General features: G+C 74.9%; 6 protein-coding genes and 1 riboswitch. Of the genes, 2 read left to right on the plus strand and 4 right to left on the minus strand.

Annotated elements, in window-relative coordinates:
- Both G3I41_RS34215 and G3I41_RS34220 read right to left on the minus strand, forming a co-directional pair.
- The coding region (locus G3I41_RS34215; protein WP_164404413.1) for an SCO2322 family protein at positions 1 to 672 on the minus strand (672 nt) is incomplete at its 3' end.
- Positions 669 to 1925, minus strand: a complete 1257-nt coding sequence (locus G3I41_RS34220; protein ID WP_164404414.1) for a terpene cyclase/mutase family protein — start codon at positions 1923 to 1925, stop codon at positions 669 to 671. The genes G3I41_RS34220 and G3I41_RS34215, both read right to left, overlap by 4 nt.
- A gap of 127 nt (positions 1926 to 2052) precedes the next feature.
- A riboswitch (cobalamin riboswitch) is annotated at positions 2053 to 2124 on the minus strand.
- A 206-nt stretch (positions 2125 to 2330) separates the two neighbouring features.
- Here G3I41_RS34220 and G3I41_RS34225 point away from each other — a divergent pair.
- The gene (locus G3I41_RS34225) at positions 2331 to 2969 is read left to right on the plus strand and encodes a helix-turn-helix domain-containing protein (RefSeq protein WP_164404415.1); all 639 of its coding nucleotides are present in this window, start codon (positions 2331 to 2333) and stop codon (positions 2967 to 2969) included.
- Positions 2970 to 3017: 48 nt separating this feature from the next.
- Entirely contained in the window at positions 3018 to 3476 is a 459-nt protein-coding gene (locus tag G3I41_RS34230) for a DUF3291 domain-containing protein (protein WP_164404416.1), read from the plus strand.
- Here the strand turns inward: G3I41_RS34230 and G3I41_RS34235 are convergent.
- Positions 3473 to 4606, minus strand: a complete 1134-nt coding sequence (locus G3I41_RS34235; RefSeq protein WP_164404417.1) for a winged helix DNA-binding domain-containing protein — start codon at positions 4604 to 4606, stop codon at positions 3473 to 3475. The two genes, G3I41_RS34230 and G3I41_RS34235, sit on opposite strands and share 4 nt — an antisense overlap.
- A gap of 3 nt (positions 4607 to 4609) precedes the next feature.
- A partial coding sequence (locus G3I41_RS34240) for a helix-turn-helix domain-containing protein (protein ID WP_203602064.1) occupies positions 4610 to 5082 on the minus strand: 473 nt, incomplete at its 5' end.

Raw genomic sequence — 5082 nt, forward strand, 5'->3', positions numbered from 1 at the left:
GGCGATGCCGAGGAGCAGCACGGCGCCGATCCCGACGAGGACGCCGGCGGACGGACCGCCGTCCTGGTCCCCGCCGTCGCCGGACGAGGCGGCGGACGCCGACGCGGGCGCCTTGCTGCCGCTGTCCGCAGCGCCGCTGTCCGCACCGCCGTTGCCGTCGCCGTCGCCGGAGACCTGCTCGCCGCAGCCGTTGGCCGGGTAGCCGGAGATCGCGCAGAGCATCGCGCTCGCGTCGTAGCGCAGCGGCTTGGCGACCGCCGCCAGGGCCTCCGCGCTGCTCGCGTCCTTCGCGACCCGCGCGCACGCGGTACGCGGCGGGGGCGGGGTCTCCCCGTCCGGCGCGTCGCCCGCGGTGCCCGGGTCGATGACGACCGCGACGCGCTTGCTGCCGTCCTTCGCCGGGGTGTCCGCGCACACCTGCGCGAAGTCGGGGGCGCGGCGCGGCTGGGAGGCGTCCTGGGAGTCGGCGCTCACCGAGAACCGGAAGCCCTGCACCGAGCCGTCCTCGGGCCGGACGAGCGAGGGCCCCTGGGTGGCGTACGACCAGCCGCCGGCCGAGCCCTCCCAGAACGACCAGTAGCGGTAGCCCGCCGCCTGCGCCGTGCCCGCGCCGAGCACGGCCAGGACGGCGCCGACGACCAGGAGCGCGGCGGCCCGTGCGAGGCGGCTCACAGCTGCTGGTTCTTGCGGCGGCCGCTGATCAGGAAGCCGGCGCCGGCGCCGACGGCGAGGCCGATGCCGACGAACCACCAGACGCCGCCGATGCCGTCGCCGTCGCCGCTGTCCTTCTTCTCCTCGTCCTCCGTGGCCGTCGGCTCCGGCTTTTTCACGGCGGCCGGCTCGGGGCCGGTCGCGTTCAGCTGGGAGACGAGGTCGGCGCCGCCGAAGTCGTGCACGTCCGCGCCGGTCGCGTGGGCGGCCAGGATCAGCTGGGCGTAGGCGGCGGGGCCGCTCTGCTTCGCCCAGGCGGCGGAGTTCTTCTTCAGCCAGGCGACCGAACCGGCCGCCTTGTCCTTGTGGCCGGCGGCGGACAGGGCGACGACCGCGTCGGCGGTGTTGCCGAAGTCGGGCTGCGGGGCGCTGTCCTCCGCGCCGGGCATCTTCGGCAGGTCCAGGTGGCCGTTCTTCGCGAGGGCGGTCGCGAGGTAGGAGGCGCCGTTCTGCGCGGCCCGCTCCGGTTCGAGCGGGGAGCCCGTGTGGCAGGCGGGGTCCTTCACGGCCGCGTTGTCCGAGACGACCAGGCCCTTGCCGAGCGCGCCGAGGACACCGGCGGCGGTGGCGTCACCGTTGGCGGCGAGCTTGCCGGCCTTGTCGGGCTGGTAGGCGAAGGCGCCGCCGTCCTTGCCGCCGCAGGGGAGGGAGAACGCGAGCAGCGCGGCGTACGGGGTCTTGCCGCCGGGCGTCGTCACGTCGCCCAGCTTCTCGCCGGCCCGGGCGAGGGTGCCGATCACGATGGACGTGGAGTTCGCGTCGCTGGGACCGCCGGCGGTGTAGCCCCACCCGCCGTCCTCGTTCTGGACGGACTTCAGCCAGCTGACGGCGTTCGCGAGGGCGTCCTGGTGGCCGCCGATCGCGCGCAGCGCCTGGGCGGCGGCGGCCGTCGCGTTGGTGTCGACCACGGTCTTGTCGGTGCAGGGCGCGGAGGTGTCCGGGCGGTACGCGGGGAACGCGCCGTTGTCGCACTGCTGGCCGGTCAGCCAGTCGACGGCCTTCGCGGCCGGGGTCACCCCCACGGCCTGCTGCGCGACGAAGGCGAGCGACTGCCGCCACACCCCGTCGTACGTCGGGTCGCCGGTGCCGTAGAGCCCGGAGGGCAGCGCGGCCGAGGGGGACGGAGACGGCGCGGCGACGGCGGCCGGGGCGGCGGTCGCGCAGAGCGCGGCGGCGGTGACGGCGAGCGCGGCGGCGCTGCGGCGTACGGTCATGGCGGGCGGTGCCTCTCCTGGGGAACCGGGCGCAGGCACACAGGGGCACCAGGCTCCGGCTCCGTTTACCTCGACGGGGCCGGCCGCCGGGGGGTCCCGACGGCGTGAGCCGGTCACGACTCGGACAGGGCATTCCGACTTCCGCCTTGCGGCGGTCTACGGCTGCGGGTCAGTGCCGGATTCGCACCGGCTTCCCCCTGAACGGGCATGATGACGACTCGCACAGTCTAGCGGGCGGGGGCGCGGGGCCGTGGGGGTGCGCCCGCGGGGCTTGATCGCAGGGCTCGGCTCCGGACCCCGCGCCTCGAACGTCTGCGGGGCGTGATCTCAGGGGCGCCGGTCCGGACGACGACGGCGGGCTCCGTCCCCGGCAGCGGTCCCGCGCGGCCGCCTAGACTCGGGTCCGTGAGCAGTGACGACGCCGCCCTGGACGCGCTGGCGGTCCTCGGGGACCCCGTACGCCGAGGGCTGTACCGACATGTGGCCGCCGCCCAGGGCGACGTCACCCGGGATGCCGCCGCGGACGCGGTCGGGGTGACGCGCTCCGTGGCCGCGTTCCACCTGGACAAGCTCGTGGACGCCGGGCTTCTGGAGACCACTTTCCGCCGGCTCTCCGGCCGCACCGGGCCCGGTGCCGGGCGGCCCTCCAAGCTGTACCGGCGGGCGGACGGCGAGCACTCCGTCTCCGTACCGCCGCGTTCCTACGGCACCGTGAGCCAGTTGCTCGCCGAGGTGGTCGAACGGGCCGGGCTCGACGCCGAGTTGCAGGCGGCGGCACGGGCGGCCGGGGTAGCGGCGGGCGCGGCGGAACCCGTGGAGGCGCTGCGCGAGCGCGGCTACGAGCCGTACTGGGACTGCGGAAAACTCCGCCTCAACAACTGCCCGTTCCACGCCCTGGCGGAGCAGTTCCCTGCCCTGGTCTGCGGGATGAACCTCGCGGGCATCCAAGGGCTGCTCGCCGAGGGCTGGAGCGCTGCCATGGACCCGCTGCCGGACGGGTGTTGCGTCGCGGTCGAGGGCCCGGAGGGGGCCGGGGAACTCTAAAAAGGAATTCGTTGACTTTAGAGCGTTCGCTCGGCCATGCTGAGGCCTGTGAACGACTTCCACCTTGCCCAGGTCAACGTCGGGCGCCTCCTCGCCCCGCTCGACAGCCCCCAGCTCGCCGACTTCGTCGCACAGCTTCCCGAGATCAACGCCCTCGCCGACCACGCGCCCGGCTTCGTCTGGCGGATGGTGGACGACGAGGGCGCCGACGCCACGAGCCTGCGCCCCGATCGCGCGGACGACTTCTTCCTGATCAACTGCTCGGTCTGGGAATCGGTCGACGCGCTGAAGGCGTACGTGTACCGCAGCGATCACCTCAGGGTCCTGGCCCGTCGCCGCGAGTGGTTCGAGCGCCTCGCCGACCACCACGCGGCCCTGTGGTGGGTCCCGGCCGGCCACCGCCCGAGCGTCGAGGAGGCGATGGACCGTGTCGCCCTGCTCCGCGCGAAGGGCGACACCCCCGACGCCTTCACCTTCCGCGCCCCGCACCCGCCGCCCAGGTACTAGAGCATCCGCACATCCGCGTCCGGGAGCTTCGCCCACCAGTGGTGGTAGCGGCTGTAGACCGTACGCTCGCGGGTTCCGAGGAACGTGGTCAACGCCTCGGCCTCCGCGCCCAGTTCGGCCCAGACGGCGGACGGCAGCGGATGGAACGCCGTGGCCTCGACCCCCTCGGCCGTCGGCCGCCACACGCCCGCGACGAAGCCGTCCACCAACAGGGTCGGCAGCACGTCCCCGTTGCGCCGGATCACCAGCGGACGGTACTCCGGCGGTATCACCCGGGACCGGTCCGCGTACGCCAGCAGCGTGGAGTCCCACATCGCCATCAGCCGGGACGGGACCGGGGCGCCGGGGTCCGGCCGGGAGGCGCCGGGGAGGTCGAACAGCACCTCCCCGTCCGGCCCTCGCAACCGCTCCACCTCGCCCCCCATGGCCGTCAGCTCCGCCCGGACCGGAGCGCGCCCCGCCATCGAGAACTGCGCCACGTCCGCGACCGACGCCGGGCCGAACCCGGCCAGGTAGCGCAGGATCAGCGTGCGCAGCGCCGCCCGGTCCACCGCCCGGCCCCGGGGCACGGGACCGGTGCCCGCCGCGACGAACGAGGCGCGCGTGCCGAAGGACCACGGCGGGCCGGTCGGGACGTGGTGGAGCGGGGCGTACGTCTTCATGCCCCACCACGCCGCGTCCCCGCGCTCCGCGCCGAACCGCTCCGCAAGCCAGGCCCGGATCTCCGCCGACGTCCTCGGCGTACGGGCGAACTCCACGATCTCCGCGGCCAGTTCCCCGCCCTCGGCCGCGCTGAGCCCGGACGCGGTGAACCGGGAGCCGAGCCGCGAGCCGTACAGCACCGGCTGCATCGCCGCCCGGAACGCCGGGTAGTCCTCGGCGTGCACCGCGTGCAGCGTGATCCGCATGAGCGTCCCCTTCACCACCGACCGCTCGGCGAAGGCCGCGTCGAGCGCTTCCGGGGCGAAGCCCGAGAGCCGGTTCCACAGGGCGATGTACGGCGAGGCCGGGTGCTGGGCCTGGAGCGCGACCACCCGACGCACCCCTTCGGACGCGGTCAGCGGTTCACGGGCCAGCAGCAGTTGACGGCTGAGGGTCGCCCGGTTGAGGGCGCGCGCGGTGATCGTCACGGTTCAGGATTCTGCCCGCCGGAGCGGTCGCGTCTCCCGCGAGGCCCCGGACAACCGGTGCAGCCGCAGCGCGAGTTGCAGTTCCAGCGCCCGGTCCGGCTCGTTCCAGTCGCGGCCCAGCAGCACCTGGATGCGGTCCAGGCGCTGCACCACCGTGTTCACGTGGACGTGCAGTTCGTCCTTGGCCCGGATCAGGCTGCCGCCCGCGCCGAAGTACGCGCTCAGCGTCCGCACCAGATGCGTGCCGCGCTGGGCGTCGTACTCCAGCAGCGGCCCCAGCGTCGCCGCCACGAAGCCGTCCACGTCCTGCGCGTTGCCCAGCACCACGCCCAGGAAGCCCAGCTCCTCCACGCACGCGCCCTCGCCCGTCCGCCCCAGCACCCGCATCGCCCGCAGACAGCGCGCCGCCTCCGCGTGGGCGGCGGCCAGCTCCCCGGGGCCCCGGGCCGGGCCGGCGGCGGCCACCGTGACGGGGG

Origin of the sequence: Streptomyces sp. SID9727, assembly GCF_010550605.1 — a bacterium.
Lineage (GTDB): Bacteria > Actinomycetota > Actinomycetes > Streptomycetales > Streptomycetaceae > Streptomyces.

What these genes read in the sequence shown, in the direction of transcription:
- G3I41_RS34220 (WP_164404414.1), bottom strand. Translation starts at nt 1,925, where the DNA reads ATGACCGTACGCCGCAGCGCCGCCGCGCTCGCCGTCACCGCCGCCGCG.